This window comes from Nostoc sp. DedQUE05, from assembly GCF_034530955.1.
In the GTDB taxonomy this organism is placed as follows: domain Bacteria; phylum Cyanobacteriota; class Cyanobacteriia; order Cyanobacteriales; family Nostocaceae; genus Nostoc.
The window spans coordinates 209,565-227,096 of sequence record NZ_JAVRCB010000001.1; the positions used below are offsets into that span (position 1 = coordinate 209,565).

Below are 17,532 nucleotides of genomic sequence, written 5' to 3' on the forward strand. Positions count from 1 at the left end.
ATGACTAAGGACAAGCATAACAAAAATTTTCGCAATCTCATTTAGGATTGCTATAGCAATTTCTGGATTATTGAGTACTATAAATCAATTAATGTAAGAGTGAATGTAGTCCATCCATTGCCACTTTCTACTTGAATGTTTCCTTGCAATTGTTCCACTAATTTCTGGACTATAGATAAACCTAAACCCGAACCACCTTGATTCCAGATATCTGCATTGGGTAGACGGTAAAATTTATCAAATATTCGTGGTAACTCTATTACCGGAATTTCTACTGAATTACTAACAGTAATAATTGTTTTTGCAGGTGTTTCCGAGGAATTGTGACTTACACTTAAGACAATTTCACCACCGGCAGGTGTGTATTTACAGGCATTATTGAGCAATTCTACTATAATGCGTTCTAAGCTAATGCTATCTGAGAATAGCGGCGGGAGATTTGCAGGGAGATTCGGCTGTAGAGTTTGCTGATGTTGTTGAACACGAATTTGAAACGGCTCGATAATCCAAAGTAACCACTGTTGTAAGAGCAACGCATCAGGTGTAATAACTGGATAGGATGAGCTTTCTAGCCGTTGTAAGTCTAGTAGATCGTTAACTAATTCTAGTTCGCGATCGCACTCGCTTTCCATTAATTTTAGATAGCGTTGAGCATCCTCAGTATTATTAGATAGTTGTATCATTTGAATCATCATCTTGATATTACTCAGAGGCGATCGCAGTTCGTGAGAAACTAAATTCAAAAAGTCATTTTTTAGTTGATTTATCTCCTTCCATTGCACCACAAGTTTTTCTTGCTCAATTTGCTTTTGACGCGCCTCAATCGCTCGTTTGCGCTCAGTAATATCTCGAAACACTAATACAGCGCCTGTAATATTATCTTTGTCATCTTTAATTGGTGCAGCGCTGTCATCAATTGGTATTTCTGCACCATCTTTATTAATCAGAATTGTTTCTGCGGGGAGATGAACTATAATACCATCTTGAAGAACTTTTATAGTCGGACTTTCAATAGAGTTATGAGTTTCGCCATTAGCAATATTAAATATCTCTGAGGAATTTCTACCACACGCTTCTTCTTGTTTCCATCCAGTCAGATTTTCCGCAACCGGATTCATAAAAGTGATTACATCTTGTAAATCGCTAGCAATTACACCATCGCTGATACTTTTTAAAAGTGCATCCAGCCATTTTTTATTAGCTTTTAATTGCCTTTCTAAACCATGCTTAGTCAAAGTTATTTCAATATTTGTTTGTAGTTCTCTTTCTTTAAAAGGTTTCAGCAGGTAAGCAAACGGCTCAGTTATCTTAGCTCGTTCTAATGTGTTTTCATCTGCATAAGCAGTCAAATAAATTACTGGGATATCCAAACGCTTATAGATTTCTTCAGCAGCTTCTATCCCGTCCATTGAGCCTTTAAGCTTGATATCCATCAGAACTAAATCTGGAGATATTTCTCTTGCTATATTAATCGCTTCTTCTCCTGAAGAAGCAATAGCAGGCACTATATAACCAAATTTATTAAGCCGATATTGTAAGTCTTTAGCAACAATAGCTTCGTCTTCCACAACTAAAATTTTTGCGCTTGTCATCTTTTATTGATTGTCTATTTATATTAAAGGAAATGTCAACTGGCACTCTACTCCAGTAGAGCCTGTAATATTTATATTTCCTGCTAACTGATGGGTTAAAGCATCCACCAACTCCCATCCTAATGATGCAAGTTTTTTAAAATCAAAGTTTGGTGGTAAGCCAATCCCGTCATCACGAACTATTAGCATTAAATTATTATTAATTATTTTCTTTATTTCAATATTAATTGCACCATCACTACCTTTGGTAAATGCATATTTTAAAGAATTAGATACAAGTTCATGGATAATTAAGCTACAAGGAATTGCTGTATCTAAACCGAGAAAAATACAATCTTCCGTATTTATTGTCAAAGCGATCGCATCTTCATTGACTTCATAAGCAGTAAATAAACTTGTTACCAAATCTCGAATATATTCACCAAAATTAATCCTTGCTAAGTCTTGAGATTGATACAATTTTTCGTGAACCAGAGCCATTGATGCAATCCGTTGCTGGCTTTTTTGAAATATTACTAAATCTTCTTTGTCTTTGATATAGGCAGATTGCAGGTTTAGCAGACTGGAAATAACCTGTAAATTGTTTTTGACCCGATGATAAATTTCTTTTAATAACACCTCTTTTTCTAATAGTGATGCTTGAATTTGCTCCTCCCACTGCTTGCGTTCGCGCTGCGCGGCTTTCCGTTCGTTAATGTCTTCGACCACAGAAATAAAATATTTTGGCTCCCCACTAGATTCGCGCATTAAAGACACAGTGAGATTAACCCAAACTAAGGAATTATCTTTGCGAAAATAGCGCTTTTCCATCGAGTAAGTTTGAATATTATCTGCTAAAATCTGCTCAACATATTTCAGGTTAGTGTTAAGATCGTCCGGGTGAGTAATATCTTGGAAAGTTAACAACTGTAGTTCTTCGAGTGTGTAACCGAGAATATCGCAAAGCTTCTGATTAACTAACAACCAGCTTCCATCGATTGCGACATGGGCAATGCCAACAGCAGCTTGATGGAATGCAGCCCGAAATCGCTGTTCGCTCTCTCGCAATGCTTCTTCTATTCGCTGGCGTTCAGTAATTTCTGTCTGTAGCGATTCGTTGATTTTTGTTAACTCTGCTGTCCTTTCCTCAACCTTGCTTTCTAATTGGTTAAGTAGGCTATTTAGTGTCTCCTCTGCTTGCTTGCGATCGGTAATGTCAGTATGTGAGCCTGCCATTCGTACTACATTACCATTTTCATCCCACAGTGCTTGCCCTCGATCTAAAATCCATTTATAGGTGCCGTCTTTACATAAAGCTCGATGCTCGGTAATGTAAAACGGTGTTTTCTGAGCAAAGTGATCTTGAACCGCTTGTTTCACCCGCTCAATATCGTTCGGATGCACTCGTGTCACGCATTCATCTAAATGGTTAGAAATTTCGTGGTTTTCGTAACCGAGCATTTCTTTCCAGCGAGCCGAGAAGAAAACTTCATTGGTTTTAACATTCCAGTCCCAAATTCCATCATTATTGCCTCGCAAAGCTAATTGCCAGCGTTGCTCGCTTTCCCTCAACACTTCTTCAGTCCGTATGCGTTCAGCAATTTCTTTTGCTAGTTGGTAGTTTGCAGCCTCTAGTTGAGCAGGACTCGGTAAAGCTAGCACCTGCGGCATTAATGGCATAAGCTCTAGAGCCGTTAATACGGAGACGAAAGCGGTGATAGCTTTGACTAACCCTGATAGCCAATAGGTAGGATACCAAAGCGTCCATACATCCATTAAATGGGTTGTGCCACAAGCAACGATGAATGAACCAAACATTAAGAATATCCAGCCAAAAGGCATATCTCGCCGTTTACGGACAAAATAAACCAGCATCACTGGAATTGAATAATAAGCAAGTCCAGTTAACACATCTGAAATCAGATGCAACCACACCAATCCTGGTTTCCAGAGATAGCAATGTCCGTGGGGAATAAACTGGCTAGTAGAGAAAAAATTATTTAAAAATTCCATCATAAAAACCTACACATTGCACAAGTCTTCACCAAAGCCTGAAGTGCGAAAGAAGAGGTTTTTAGCCTCAGACCTTTTGTAGATGCGTATACACCTAAAGAGTGGCTCTCATATTCTCAAGGAGAACTACGTTTGGCGTTTGTCAGATTTTACCGTACTAGTTTTAGACTAGAATTGATTATTAGTTTGAGCTTCTACATTCTGTTTTCGTCATCTTTTCTGAGTTTTTTAATCTGAATAATATAAGATTTATTAAAATTAAAGTACCGCGATCGCTTTGGTTATCGTTACCGTATATCCTCTGAAATCAACCATTTACATATATAAAAACCTTCAAAAATTACAGTAATATTTCGGTTATCTACTAATCTAATATTCATCTAGCTGCATACGTGTATTTGCGGATTAACTCAAATCAGTTTGAGTAGGTCAGCACTATTAATTTATCATCTAGTGTCCGGTTAAAGATTTATCCTTAATACCGCACAGAACAAGTGGAAAAGCTCACTCTCAAGGTTTGAAGACAGAGCAACTGGCATTAGATTAGGCGCAGGTAGCAAACCACAAACTCCGTGTTGTAAGTAAAAAACCAGAAAATTAGTGTTGTTTTAGCTACAAAAATATAAACCCACTTTAGAAAACGTTGATGGCTAGATTCTCTTTCATCATGAAGAAGCCCATACATCAGCAAAACTATCGGCATTGCTAATGGTAAGGGTATCTGGGCAAGTGTAAATCTGGGTTAACAATGATAGCAGGTGTGCGATTGACTGGCGGTGGTTAACTGAAATCATACTTTCGACCACTGTATCGATAAAACCGACTACTACCATTACTCAGATGGCTTATTACTTATCTTGGAGTGAGACATTGAGTATTGGGCGCGATCGCTCATACTACACACCCTACAATCCCCTACAGCGATGCCAATAAATCCACAGCTAACCTACTAGAGCCTGTTTAAACCCAAAATTAAGCCCACTCCAACGATCGAGGCACAAGGGACAGAGGGGCGATCTTACTTGAGTGCCAAAAAACTTTGCTGATTGTTTCTACTTTTCCGAAAAAGAGGAATCGTAATGTGATTAACAATTATAGAAAACTTCCAATGCTTATTTTTATTAAATAAAAAGGATGCACTAACTATGAGTACAGAGAATGCAAAAAACTCTTTAGTCGAAACACAGTCTTTAGTTGAGGAAAGTAAACAACCATCAACTCTCAATGATTCAAAAGGTCAGCAAGGTGTACAACAAAACGCTGAGGCAGTAAATAATACTTTTAATCTGCCACAAAACTATATACAAACAGACCCCTGGATTTACCGCATGATTGTTGGTACACTGACCTCTACAGTATTAATTTGCCTTATAGGTGCAATTGGTCTACAAGCAAAGGGCAACAAACACATTCCTGAACTTCTAACCGCTCTTGGAACTGGTTCTTTGGGTGCTTTATCAGGATTATTAGCACCATCCCCTATAAAAAGATAGTGTTTTCGTAATGCATCTTTTTTTATAGCATCTTTCTTGTACTTAACACTGATTTTACCTTGCAGGACATAGCGCTTAAGGAGCGCGTACTGTATTTTTCGCGTTTCGCTTTACTGCGACGAATTATTTGACCACAGCGATAAATAATTTGTCAAGTTCTTCAAGCTTGTAAGCTTCGCTCTAGAGGAATCTGATTTTTAGCCTTTCTGATATGAAGCTATAGAAGTTGCTTGAACAAGCAATATAGAAGAATTTGGATTGTTGACAAAAAATCTGTTGTTTTGGTCAAATAATTTGTCCCTCTACAGTTTTGGCTCCCCTCTCCGTGTCGGAGAGGAGTTGGGGGAGAGGTCAAAAAAGGGCTTGTCGAACTCACATTGCGTTACAATCTGCATGGAGTCATAATTGTTACAAAGTAATGCTCCTAAGTGGAAGGCAAACCAAGGAAGTACTCCAGTTTTACGAAAAAACTGGGTTTAAGAAGACTATCAAAACTGGTTTTGGGGCTACACCAATATCTGACTGAGGTAGTGTTAAGCTTTTTCGTAGCTAAATATATATAGTGCTTGACTTATCTTTTCACAAGATGTAATTTATCAATATTGAATAAAACATCGGTAACTTAATCGGTTTTTAGTATTTTAGCAAAAATGAATATCTTTGTTGTAAATTAACCTAAGTTTAGAGTTAACAGTTTCTGCATAGTATCAAACCTTTAAAATCTTCTTAAAATTTATTGATTAAAATATAGATTTTTCCCCAATAAATAATGTAATGCGAAAAATAACTTACTGATAACTATGATGAAAAGGGAATTTTTCATCTAAAACCAAAATATATAAGTTTGAAGCAAAGTTGAATCTTATTGATGAACTACAGGCATTCAATTATAACTAGCAAAATTGAGAATATTAGAGATGGGAAAAAACATTACTTTCTCACACTAATATTCATTTCGGGAATAGCGATCGCACTCTTATTCATCAATACAACCGCATTGGCAGCCACAGTCAATCCCTGTCCCGAAGGTATGGCAATGATTTCAAGAGGAACATTCAAAATGGGGTCTGATAATTCCAGTTTTGTGGAGGAGCGATCGCCTGGAGATGTAACGGTGACTAACTTCTGTATTGATAAATATGAGGTAACAAATGCACAATTTGGTGAATTTGTAAAATCTACAGGGTATGTGACAGTTGCAGAGTGTCCCTTATCTCAAGAACAGTTTCCCGATTTACCCGATGAGCAGCGATTACCGGGTTCCTTAGTATTTGAGATAGCAAAACCCGATGTCAAGCTTTCCTTTCTGAGTTGGTGGCATTGGACTACTGGTGCGAATTGGCAACATCCCTTTGGGCCAGACAGTGCAATCGCTAGCAAATCCAACTACCCAGTTGTTCACATAGCTTACGAAGATGCCCTAGCCTACGCCAAATGGTCAGGAAAATCCCTACCCACCGAAGCCCAATGGGAATACGCCGCGCGTGGTGGCTTGGATGGTGCAATCTATGCTTGGGGCAATGAATATTCTGAACATAGAGCCAACACTTGGCAAGGAATTTTTCCCTTTTTCAACACCAAAGCCGATGGTCACTTGGGCATTGCTCCCGTCGGTTCTTTTGCACCCAATGGTTATGGACTCTATGACATGACCGGGAATGTGTGGGAATGGACTACCGATTTCTATCAAGTCGGACACGATCGCAAATCCGATCAAATTAATCCTATTGCCTTAAATCAAAGCTTTGATCCCAACAAGCCCGATCAACCAGAGTTACACGTCATCAAGGGGGGATCGTATCTCTGCGCTCCTAATTACTGTAGTCGCTTCCGTCCGGCGGCGCGGGAGTCAGAATCACCCGATACGGGAACTACTCATATCGGGTTTCGGCTAGTTAAAAATTTGCCTGACAGCACACTACCTATAAATCCAAAATTGTATGACTGATCCTCACAAGAGAGATTCTTTGTATGCATCTCTGAAGTTAACTTCTGGCGCGATCGCCTTTTTGACAGCCCTAACGCTAATATTTTCTAGTCTCTTACCTCTACCTGCTTGGGCAGACTATGGCGACAAATTGCCATTACCCCAACCATCTTTTAAAGGCAAAATTGGCATTACTTACAAAGAATCCGAACCAGACTTCCCCAAACCAATTAAGGCTCCAGAAAATGCACCAAACGTGTTGCTGGTGTTGCTTGATGATGTCGGTTTTGGGCAAACCAGCACCTTTGGCGGCTCGATCGATACGCCTAATTTAGACCGTCTAGCAGCAAGGGGATTGCGTTATAACCAATTCCACACTACAGCACTCTGCTCTCCTACCAGAGCCGCATTGCTCACGGGACGCAACCATCATTCTGTGAATACAGGTGTGGTTGAGGAGTTAGCCACAGGCTATCCAGGTTATACAGCGATTTTACCTAGAAGTGCGGCAACGATCGCGGAAGTATTGCGAGATTATGGATATAACACAGCGGCCTTTGGCAAATGGCACAATACCCCAGACTATGAAACCAGTGCGGCAGGCCCATTCGATCGCTGGCCGACAGGTTTAGGTTTTGAGTACTTCTATGGATTTCTGGGCGGTGATACCAATCAATGGAGTCCGGCATTGGTGGAAAATACCCAACATATTCAGAAACCAAGCGATCGCCCTGATTATCACCTCACCCCCGATCTAGCAGACCATGCGATTAAGTGGATTCGTACCCAACAAGCGATCGCTCCTGATAAACCCTTCTTTACCTACTTTGCCACTGGTGCTACCCATGCCCCACACCATGCGCCCAAGGAATGGATCGACAAGTACAAGGGCAAATTCGATCGAGGTTGGGATAAATTACGCGAAGATATCTTTGCTCGTCAGCTAGCTCTTGGTGTAATTCCCGCCGATACTAAGCTGACTCCTCGCCCAGCAGAACTCCCGGCTTGGGATTCCCTCACTCCCACCGAGCAGAAAGTTTATGCGCGTCAAGCGGAAGTATTTGCAGGTTTCCTCAGCCATACCGATGCACAAATTGGTAGAGTCATTGACGCGATCGATCAACTGGGTGAATTGGATAACACCTTAGTCTTTTTCATCGCTGGCGATAATGGTGCGAGTGCTGAAGGCGGCTTAACAGGTAGTGTTAATGAATTAAAAGTCTTTAATGGCGTAGCAGAAAGTCCTCAAGAAGTTCTCGCGGCTTTTGATGATTTAGGTGGGCCAAAAACCTTCAATCATTTTCATGCAGCTTGGGCTTGGGCAGTGGATAGCCCCTTCCAATGGACAAAACAAATTGCTTCTCACTTCGGCGGAACCCGCAATGGTTTAGTTGTGGCTTGGGGCGAACGCATCAAAAATCGTGGTGGACTGCGAAGCCAATTCCATCATGTAATTGATATTGCTCCCACCATTCTAGAAGCTGTGGGGATTGAAGAACCAGAGGTAGTCAACGGTGTAAAACAACAACCCATCGAAGGTACTAGCCTTGTCTATAGCTTTGATGATCCTGCTGTAGCATCCCATCACAAAACCCAGTATTTTGAGATGTTTGGCAATCGTGGCATTTACGATCGAGGTTGGGTAGCAGCCGCCCGTCATGGACGCTTACCTTGGGAGCGTGTCTCGAAAACTACCTTCGATGAAGATAATTGGGAACTATACGATATTACTAAAGACTTCAGTGAAGCCAACGATTTAGCCAAGCAGAACCCTGACAAATTAGCGCAATTGCAAAATCTATTTCTGAAGGAAGCAAAGAAATACAAAGTTCTACCCTTGGACGATCGCTTACTTCAACGGTTTGATGTCAAAATCCGTTCCAACCTAATCACAGGACGCAATAGCTTTACTTATTACACATCTGTTGCAGGGATTCCGGAAGGTAGCGCTCCCAATATTAAGAATCGCTCCTTTAGCATCACTGCCGATGTGGATGCTGCTTCATCTGGTACTGAAGGCGTTTTAGTTACCCAAGGCGGACGTTTTGCGGGTTGGAGTTTCTTCTTGCAAGAAGGTAAACCCACCTTTGCTTACAACTTGTTAAATAGCGATCACACAATTATTCAATCTTCCCAACCAATTGCGATCGGCAAATCCCAAATCAAATTTGACTTTACTTATGATGGTGGCGCTCCGGGAGCAGGTGGTACTGGTAAGCTCTCGATCAACGATCAACAGGTTGCCGAAGGTCGCATTGATAAAACCGTAGGCTACCGATTTGGTTTAGATGAAACCTTTGATGTTGGTCAAGATACTGGCACACCTGCGGTAAATACTTACCAAACACCCTTTGCATTCACTGGCAACTTACAGCAAGTCACCCTGGAATTGAAGTAATAAGGATTGGGCATTGGGCATTGGGCATTGGGCATTGGGCACTGGGCATTGGTTATTCTCCTCTGCCCCCTGCCCCCTGCCCCCCTGCTCCTTTGCTCCCCTGCTCCTCTGCTCCCCTGCCCCTCCGCAACTCTGCGTGAAAAAAAATCATGAACGAAATCTTGTCATTAATCGATAAACTCGCACTTTTCACATTTATCGTGTTCACCATGCTGGGTGCAGGGTTAAGTCTCACCGTACAACAGATTTGGGAACCACTCCGCAACCTCCGTTTAGTCATATCATCGCTGCTAACAAATTTTGTGCTAGTGCCACTTTTTGTATATTTGTTACTACAAGTAGTACATTTAAGCGAACCACTAAGAGATGGCTTACTGATTATGGCAGTAGCATCAGGGCCTCCAGCATTACCTAAACTTGCCCACATAGTCAAAGGCAATATAGCTTTCTCGGTGGGATTAATGATGTTGCTAATGCTGGGCACAATTTTTTATATGCCGATTGTACTGCCCTTAGTGGTGGAAGGTGTGCAAATTAACTCCTGGGACATTGCCAAACCCTTATTGTTAATGATGGTCAGCCCATTGATCATTGGGTTATTCATCAAAGCAAAATTGAGTGCGATCGCTCCCATTATTCAGCCGATTTTGTTCAAATTATCTAATGCTGGATTACTTTTAGGTTTAGTAGTCAGGCTGATAGTTCACACTAACGATATCATTGGCTTATTACAAACAGGTGCAATTTTCGTTTGTGCTGTTTTCATAGTCTTCTCCTTTAGCGTAGGTTATCTTTTGGGCGGTCCTGGTATCGATACCCAACGAGTGCTAGGAGTAGGAACAGCTCAACGTAATTTTGCCGCAGCATTATTAGTAGCTACAAGTAATTTTGAAGATCCCAGCGTGGTGAGCATCATCATGGTGACGAGTCTTTTAATGATGATCGTAGTTCTGATCGCCGGGCCAAAGTTCATAGAATTAGACCAAGGAACGGGTGTAGAGATAGAACAGGTAGAAGGTTGAAACCCTCCCTAAGAACTGTGCTTGGAAAATACGCTAAGTCAATAGTTTTACCGTATTATGTATTAGATACACAAATATTACATCAGATAAAAAACTACATGTGAGGTAGCAGATGGTTCAATCACAAGCAAGCTCGAAAAGGGGGAATGTCCTAACTGCTTTTGAAGTATTTCGTAAGCCTTTGGTCAAATTATGGTTCAAATCACAAGGGAGAACTTGAGGGTATGGCAAATATTGCATTAATTGTTGGGGCTGGTAGTGGACTCAGTGCCTCACTAGCCCGTTTATTGGCAAAAGAAGGCTTTACTATTGCTTTAGCAGCAAGACAAATTGATAAGCTCAAAGCATTGTCTGATGAAATTGGAGCCGTCAGTTTTACTGCTGATGCTTCTCAACTAGATGAAGTTGAACAACTATTTACAGATGTCGAACAAAAGCTAGGAGTACCAACATTAGTTGTGTATAATCCTAGCTGGCGCGTTCGGGGTTCATTTGTGGAACTTGACCCAGCCGATGTTGCCAAAACATTAGAAATTACTGCGTATGGTGGCTTTTTAGTAGCACAAGCGGCAGCAAAACGTCAGTTAGCTGCGGGTGGGGGAGCGATCTTTTTTACAGGTGCTTCCGCCAGTGTTAAGGGTTATCCTCAGTCTGCACCGTTTGCAATGGGTAAATTTGCTTTACGGGGTTTGGCTCAAAGCATTGCCCGTGAATTGGCTCCTCAGAATATCCATGTGGCGCATTTTGTGATTGATGGAGGAATTCGTTCTGCTACCCGGATAGAACCAGACGATCGGCCAGATAGTTTACTCGATCCAGATGCGATCGCTCAAACTTACCTGAACATTCTGAACCAACCTCGCAATGCTTGGACTTGGGAAGTTGAATTGCGACCTTGGGTAGAAAAATTTTGATTTTCACAAGAAAATCGCCGAATAGCACGGAAGCCACTTGACTTAAGGCAGTTGAGGAAGGCGAATAGGCGAATTTATTCGCCGTAAATATTATCCGTGATGTGGATCTTCGATATATCTTTTGATAACATCTGCCGAAACCTGTCCAGCAGTAAAGTAAAAATAACTATTAGTCCATAGGCTAGGCAATTTTAATAATTGCGGGAACTCTTTAGGCAACATATAACATGAGCGTCCCTTAAAGGCTTTTACTATCTGATTTATGGCAATATCTGGCTGATGCTCTACCCAATCTCAATAACTTTGTGATTTTGTTGTTGCACTCACAATGACAAATTGCCAACAATTAAATGTAATGACATAAAATGAAAATTCATGAATTTCAAGATGCTAATCAATTTTATACCTGGGTGAAAGATTATTTGCTCAATCAAGAACCAATCCATAGTCTGCTGCTGGGAATTAGCAATAGCTTGATTCACAATCCTGAACGCTATGAAGAAACTCCATACTTGGCAGCTGTGGAAATAGATAATAATATTGTCGCAGTAGCAATTAGAACGCCACCCCGCCCATTATTACTCTCACAGATTGAAGATTTGAAAGCAGTAGAGCTACTTGCTCAAAATTTATCTGTTTCCTATCCATCACTGACGGGAGTTAATGCTCCCGTAGATGAAGCCCAAGCCTTTGCTTCAGCTTGGCATTCTTTAACTGGTCAATCTTACCAATTAAAGTTAGCGTTGCGTACCTTTAAACTGGAAAAAGTACGACATATTTCCGCAGCTACAGGTTATTTACGACAAGCAACAGAAAGCGATCGCACACTTTTGATAAACTGGTATGAAGCTTTTTCTCTAGAAACCCTTGGCGAGATTGACTCAGAAGCAGAACGCTGGGCTAAACATCGGTTGAAGGAAGGTACTGCTTATCTTTGGCAGGATAAAGTCCCGGTTTCAATTGCTTGTCGTGGTGGACTAACGCCCAATGGTGCGCGAGTAAATATGGTGTACACACCACCAAAGTATCGTCGCCTGGGTTACGCTAGTGCTTGCGTAGCAGCTTTGAGTCAGACTTTATTGAACCAGGGATATCGATTCTGTTTCCTATCTACAGATTTAGCAAACCCGATATCTAATCATATTTACCAGGAAATTGGTTATCAGCCATTGGGTGATTGGCATGAATTGTGCTTTGAAGTAACAGGACTTAAACAGAATTTAAGTTCTTTTGTGGACTCTTCAGAAATCCCCGTCACGAAGCGTGCGGGGAAGCTTAATCTGCTCTAGATATACATAGCAAAGTAATCATTGTAAATTTCTGTATTAGTCATAACTGTGAGTTCTATTTGTTTCTGTTCTTCATCTGTTGTCGAACTTGTAGCTTGGTCTAAACTTTCTTGAGGAATAAAATCACCACAGTATTCATTCGCAGGTACAGCTGCATTCATCTTTTGGGGATAACTCAATTTGAGATTATTCATGATGGTAATGAATTGACTACGACTGCGATCGCTAAATCTGGGATTAAGCCGCTTTTCTTCGCCAATGGTGGAAACTGTACGTCCTTTATAGTCATGGGCAGGATATACCAAAGTATCATCTGGTAAGGTGAATAAGCGTTGTGTCACTACATCGTATAAAGTTCCAGGATCGCCTCCCTGAAAATCTGTGCGTCCACAACCACGAATAAATAAGGCATCACCAGTTAACAGATGGGTTTTGTTCGCTAAATATGCTATATGACTGGCGGTGTGACCTGGCGTAGAAATTGTTTCGATGATTACCGATCCCACCTCTAGGATTTCGCCACCGACAAGGGAGCGATCAGCTTTTGTCACAGCAGTATTCTGGGGAACAATCACCTCACAGCCTGTTTTTTGCCTGAGTTTGCCTGCCCCTGTAATATGATCGGCATGGAGGTGAGTTTCTAGACAGTAGCGTAGCTTTAATCCCAATTCATCCAATGATTCCAAATCGCGGTCAACTTGCTCTAATACAGGATCGACTAGAACAGCATCTCCTGTCTGGCGATCGCCAATTAAGTAAGTATAACTACTAGTTGCAGGGTCAAAAAATTGCCGAAATAGAAAAGTTGATTGCGGTATCTCTGCACTGCCATCGCTTAACAAAGGCATCGTTGGAATAGGGCGCGCACGCACTGGTAGCGATTGCAACAACGTCTTAGATAGTTCCTGCGCCTGTCCTCGTAATTCTGGTACAGCGATAGTTTCCCACAAGTCGCCTTTGCGCGGAGTTCCCAAGGTATAAAACAGCGTCGAAACATTACCGTCTGCTGCATATAAAGCACCGTGGGTATCTGTATCTAATCCTAAACCGATGGTATTGGGGCGAATTAATTTCTGCGATCGCAAATCAGTAATCAGAGGATGAGGCGATCGGCGATAATCTGCTGCTACTCCTGTACAATTCACCACCCGGTGGACGTGCAAGATATTATTAGTTTGGGTTTTGCGCTGACACACGGTAACAGCTACACTATCCGGCAAAGCTTGATATTCCCTAATCCGCCCGGCAGCAATGGTGAGTTGACCAGAATCCAGCATTTCAGTGACAACATCCGCCACCCTTGGGGCAATGCGGTGACGATGCACATCCCAATAGGGTGTCAGATGACGCAAAAAACGTTGCTGTTCTTCAGTCGGTAGTTTTTGCCAGATTTTCTGATTTATGGGACGCAGAGAATCAATTACAGCTCGCCAGTCGTAGCCTTGGGTAGCAGCAATTTCCACCTCGGCACGTAGCCGACGTAACCAGCCACGTACACTTTTTGGTGAATTTTCTAGCGTCAAGAAGCAGGGATAAGGTTGAGCCGCTTGATGTTTTAGGGGAAATAATCCTCGTCGGGACACAGCATAAATTTTACCTCGATGTTGGCGATCGCTCAGAGATAAAACCATATCCACCATCGTCAGTCCCGTACCAATTAGCAACACAGGTGCATCAGCATCAAGGTCTGCTAAGGCATCGGCTGACCAAGCATTCCGCAGATAATCATCATTACTGTTTGCGTTTTGAATGGCGGGGGGTGCAGAAGGTGAGTTCCCCAATGCCAACACAACTCTGTCTGCGGCAAAACAGCGACCACTACGTAGAGAAATCATTGCGCCTTTTTCTTCAGGCTGTACCCCTACCACTTCATCGGTGAAGCGTTCTAGTCGCACATCACTAGGCGCTGTGGCTTCTGCTTCTGCTAAAACCGATTGAATGTATAAACCATAGACCTTACGAGGTATGAAGGTACTGGCATTTACTTCTTCTGAAAAAAATACTGTTAACTCATTTCGGTTGTGTTGAAGCCAACGTAACAAATGCCCTGGATCGTGAGCAAATGCACTCATGTTACCTGCCGATACATTCAGCAAATGACAGTTGGTATCTGTGCTGTAAGCGATTCCCTTGCCAATTTGATCGCTACGCTCAATCAGCTTAATGGTGAGGGGTTGACTGGCAGTTTTCAATAGGTGGGTAGCGACTAGAGAACCACTAAAACCTCCGCCAACAATAGCGATCGTGGTTGGAGTATGGGCAGTTAAAAAACTAGGGTTCATGGCGATCTTAGTTAGAATCAATCAATAGTTACGCCGATTTCATCAAGTCTATCTACCAGGATTAAACGCATTTCCAACCCAGCTAAAAGAATTAAGACTTTATTGCGTCTAAAGTCTTATATTACCATGCTTTCAGGCATTAACTACATTTAATTGATAAATTAATCGTAGTTTAGATTACATAGTAATCATCCCTTGTGCCAAAAGATTGTTATGAAAGGATTGAAGGCACTCTTCTCAATCATCGCCTTGCCATGTTCCTGCAAACTTTAACAAATCCGCGGCTTTGCTTCCTCGTTTCATCGTAGCTAACCGACGGAGTGGGCGAGATCGCTACTACTGTCTCTATTTTGAAGGGAATCTAGAAAGTCACTGACCAGGGATAGCTGATTGGGTGGTAGTTGAGTTAGTTGCTGTTCAATCGTTTTGGCGCAGTTCTGGATATGTCATTAGCACCTCACTACCTCGATTGCTTTGACTTCTTAATTTTACAATCCTAAAGCCTACATCAGTTTTGCTCAGAAAATAGGCATAACAGGGAATAAGACTTGATTTTATTTAAATGTCTGTGATACTCTGCTTTTATCTATAAACTACAGTTAGTTGATACAGTAATCGTAGTTTTTAACTACACAGTGTGCATCAAACGGGAATCACGCCTTATGCCAAAAGATTGGTATGAATGGCACGACCTATACGACACTGAGCCAAAATTGCAGCAGCGTCTAGAAATCGTGCAGGAATATATTGCTTACAGCTTGAATGCGTCGCCATCTGGAACTATCCGTGTCGTAAGTGTTTGCGCGGGTGATGGACGAGATTTATTAGGAACTTTAAAAAATCACGCCCGTGCGAAGAATGTTTCTGCACGACTGGTTGAAATAAATTCAAATCTAGTTGAGCGTGGACGAGCAACTATAGAGTCTTTGGGTTTAGCCAAGCAAATTGAGATTATCAATGGTGATGCAACTCTTGCCACTAACTATGTAGGAGCAGTACCAGCAGATATTGTGATTGTGTGTGGTGTCTTTGGCAATCTTGAGGAAGCTGAACTCAATCGCTTACTAGATAACCTGAGTTTTCTGAGTAAACCGGGTGCTTTTGTCATTTGGACTCGTGGACACTCCAACGGTATTACCTACTCTGACAATGTACGAAAAATTTTAAGTGCATCTGGATTTGAGGAAGTAAACTTCAAGCTTACGGCTACAGGAGATATGGGTGTTGGTCTTCATCGATACCTTGGTGAAAACTTGGCTGCACCTAAAGAGCAACAGTTATTTGTGTTTTCCGGCATTCCTAGTAAAGCGAGGTAAAAAATGTCTATTCAAAACACAGTATCAACTTGGGAAGAAGTTTTAGAAACTGCTAGAAAAAATACCTCTGCGCGTAGGGTAAAGAGGACAGGACAATCTCCTTCTACTGCACCAATACCCAGCAGTTTACATAAACTTCCGCCAAACGCAGAACCGCCAGTCTTGCTTTATCGAGATACTAATTCCTGGTGTCCTTTCTGCGAACGAGTTTGGTTTGCTCTGGAAGAAAAGGAAATTCCCTTTGCAACGGAGTTTATTGATTTAAGTAATAAACCTAAATGGTACACTGACCTAGTTCCCACAACCCTTGTCCCAGCAGCCAAAATTGAGGGTAATTTAGTATATGAATCTAAAGATATTCTCTTGGCTTTAGAAGAAAGGTTTCCACATCCAGCATTATTGCCTGAGAATTCAGAGGAAAACGCTGTTGCTAGGCAGTTGGTTGAAGAAGCTGAGACTAACGGTTTTAAAGAGATTGCTTACAAATTTCTGAGAGAAGCACCTGTAGATGCTGATGAGTTGGCTAACTTACAAACAGCGTTTGAGGCGAAGTTAGATGAACTTGAGCAAGCTTTGGCTAAATACCCCGGCCCCTACTTTGTCAGTACATTTAGCTTAGTAGACATTCTCTATAGCCCCCATTTAGATAGATTGGCGGCTAATTTACCTGTGTATCGGGGATATCACCTTAAAGGAAATCCTCGCTTTCCTCGAATTAATGCTTGGTTTGATGCACTTAATCAGCGTCCTGCTTATCACAGGGTGAAGTCGGATAATATCACCAATAATTTATTGTTGCGTCGCAGATGGGGTGTAGAACCGATTGGAAATCCTTTACCTCTGGATGTGGCAGATAGTGAAAAAATTCAATATCGTGCCGAAGCGGCTGAGAGATTGAGCGATAATCGGGAAGTTGCGATCGCAGATATTATCAAAAATTCTGGAGTCCAAGCAATAGCCGCAGATGGTGATTTTACCACAGTTAAGGACGCTGTTGATTTTCACCTGCGACAACTAGCTGATTATCTCATTCATGCCAATGGTGCAACTTTACCAGGTGGAAGGACTGGTGGTAAAAATAGCAGCGTTGATTCCATCTTCGCTGCTGTAGGTGCTATTACTTTCGCATATTTAAGAAATCGCATCTGCGCTCCTCGTGATATGAGCGCTGGTGCAGCAACGGCGTTTCGGGCTGCGATCGATAAATTGTTGACTTCTGTTTATTAATTTTGTGGGCGTTGCTGAAGGCTGGATGCGATCGCCCTCACTTGCTCCTATAGCAATGAAATCGAACAGAGTTTGCAATT

Annotated in this window: 12 protein-coding genes and 2 pseudogenes; 8 read left to right on the top strand and 6 right to left on the bottom strand. The window is 41.7% G+C overall.

Annotated elements, in window-relative coordinates; genetic code table 11:
- Positions 1 to 77: 77 nt before the first annotated feature.
- Together RMZ42_RS00850 and RMZ42_RS34600 are read right to left on the bottom strand one after the other, a co-directional pair.
- Positions 78 to 1,592: a response regulator gene (locus RMZ42_RS00850; protein ID WP_322669617.1), complete on the bottom strand. Its 1,515-nt coding sequence runs from the start codon at positions 1,590 to 1,592 to the stop codon at positions 78 to 80.
- A gap of 18 nt (positions 1,593 to 1,610) precedes the next feature.
- Positions 1,611 to 3,587: a PAS domain S-box protein gene (locus RMZ42_RS34600; RefSeq protein ID WP_416211780.1), complete on the bottom strand. Its 1,977-nt coding sequence runs from the start codon at positions 3,585 to 3,587 to the stop codon at positions 1,611 to 1,613.
- A gap of 1,142 nt (positions 3,588 to 4,729) precedes the next feature.
- On the opposite strand from RMZ42_RS34600, the gene RMZ42_RS00865 reads away from it, so the two are divergent.
- Positions 4,730 to 5,077: a hypothetical protein gene (locus RMZ42_RS00865; protein ID WP_322669618.1), complete on the top strand. Its 348-nt coding sequence runs from the start codon at positions 4,730 to 4,732 to the stop codon at positions 5,075 to 5,077.
- A gap of 930 nt (positions 5,078 to 6,007) precedes the next feature.
- On the opposite strand, the gene RMZ42_RS00870 is transcribed toward RMZ42_RS00865, so the two are convergent.
- Positions 6,008 to 6,136 carry a hypothetical protein gene (locus tag RMZ42_RS00870; protein ID WP_322669619.1) on the bottom strand — a complete coding sequence of 43 codons (129 nt, stop codon included), beginning with the start codon at positions 6,134 to 6,136 and terminating at the stop codon, positions 6,008 to 6,010.
- Position 6,137: 1 nt separating this feature from the next.
- On the opposite strand from RMZ42_RS00870, the gene RMZ42_RS00875 reads away from it, so the two are divergent.
- The 4 genes from RMZ42_RS00875 to RMZ42_RS00890 all read left to right on the top strand — a co-directional run bounded on the left by RMZ42_RS00875 (position 6,138) and on the right by RMZ42_RS00890 (position 11,338).
- Positions 6,138 to 7,025: a formylglycine-generating enzyme family protein gene (locus RMZ42_RS00875; protein WP_322669620.1), complete on the top strand. Its 888-nt coding sequence runs from the start codon at positions 6,138 to 6,140 to the stop codon at positions 7,023 to 7,025.
- Complete coding sequence (locus RMZ42_RS00880) at positions 7,018 to 9,402, top strand: sulfatase-like hydrolase/transferase (RefSeq protein WP_322669621.1); 2,385 nt, start codon at positions 7,018 to 7,020, stop codon at positions 9,400 to 9,402. Before RMZ42_RS00875 ends, RMZ42_RS00880 begins: the two co-directional genes overlap by 8 nt.
- Positions 9,403 to 9,551: 149 nt before the next feature.
- A complete protein-coding gene (locus tag RMZ42_RS00885) occupies positions 9,552 to 10,424 on the top strand; it encodes a bile acid:sodium symporter family protein (protein ID WP_322669622.1) in 873 nt (290 codons plus the stop codon).
- Positions 10,425 to 10,648: 224 nt separating this feature from the next.
- Entirely contained in the window at positions 10,649 to 11,338 is a 690-nt protein-coding gene (locus RMZ42_RS00890) for an SDR family NAD(P)-dependent oxidoreductase (RefSeq protein ID WP_322669623.1), read from the top strand.
- 90 nt (positions 11,339 to 11,428) lie between these two features.
- On the opposite strand, the pseudogene tnpA reads toward RMZ42_RS00890, so the two are convergent.
- A pseudogene (gene tnpA, locus RMZ42_RS00895) lies at positions 11,429 to 11,629 on the bottom strand (IS200/IS605 family transposase); the annotation flags it as partial.
- A 74-nt stretch (positions 11,630 to 11,703) separates the two neighbouring features.
- Between tnpA and RMZ42_RS00900 the strand changes: the two are divergent.
- Positions 11,704 to 12,627, top strand: a complete 924-nt coding sequence (locus RMZ42_RS00900; RefSeq protein ID WP_322669624.1) for a GNAT family N-acetyltransferase — start codon at positions 11,704 to 11,706, stop codon at positions 12,625 to 12,627.
- Here the strand turns inward: RMZ42_RS00900 and RMZ42_RS00905 are convergent.
- Positions 12,624 to 14,909, bottom strand: coding sequence for an FAD/NAD(P)-binding protein (locus RMZ42_RS00905; RefSeq protein ID WP_322669625.1), 2,286 nt, complete (start codon positions 14,907 to 14,909; stop codon positions 12,624 to 12,626). The two genes, RMZ42_RS00900 and RMZ42_RS00905, sit on opposite strands and share 4 nt — an antisense overlap.
- Before the next feature lie 237 nt (positions 14,910 to 15,146).
- Positions 15,147 to 15,359 (bottom strand): annotated as a pseudogene (locus RMZ42_RS00910) (hypothetical protein).
- Positions 15,360 to 15,571: 212 nt separating this feature from the next.
- Between RMZ42_RS00910 and RMZ42_RS00915 the strand changes: the two are divergent.
- Together RMZ42_RS00915 and RMZ42_RS00920 are read left to right on the top strand one after the other, a co-directional pair.
- Positions 15,572 to 16,225 carry a class I SAM-dependent methyltransferase family protein gene (locus RMZ42_RS00915; protein WP_322669626.1) on the top strand — a complete coding sequence of 218 codons (654 nt, stop codon included), beginning with the start codon at positions 15,572 to 15,574 and terminating at the stop codon, positions 16,223 to 16,225.
- Positions 16,226 to 16,228: 3 nt separating this feature from the next.
- Positions 16,229 to 17,452 (top strand): glutathione S-transferase family protein, encoded by a 1,224-nt coding sequence (locus RMZ42_RS00920; RefSeq protein ID WP_322669627.1) that lies wholly within the window; start codon positions 16,229 to 16,231, stop codon positions 17,450 to 17,452.
- Positions 17,453 to 17,532 lie beyond the last annotated feature (80 nt).